General features: G+C 42.8%; 1 protein-coding gene. It reads left to right on the forward strand.

Annotation, left to right across the window (positions count from 1 at the left end):
* On the forward strand, positions 1–201 hold a 201-nt coding region (locus BACFIN_RS22185), incomplete at both ends, for a transposase (RefSeq protein WP_007758296.1).

Genomic DNA, 201 nt, shown 5'->3' on the forward strand with positions numbered 1-201 from the left:
CCCGAAGGTAAAATAGCCTTGATGGTCTTGAAGTCCTATACCAACTTTTCCGATGCACAACTGATTGAGCATTTAAACGGTAATATTCATTACCAGTTGTTTTGTGGTGTTCAGATTGATCCGCTTCATCCACTGACCAATCCTAAAATCGTCAGTGCAATTCGTCAGGAACTAGCGAATCGCCTTGACGTTGAGTCCATC

Source organism: Bacteroides finegoldii DSM 17565 (assembly GCF_000156195.1).
GTDB lineage: Bacteria > Bacteroidota > Bacteroidia > Bacteroidales > Bacteroidaceae > Bacteroides > Bacteroides finegoldii.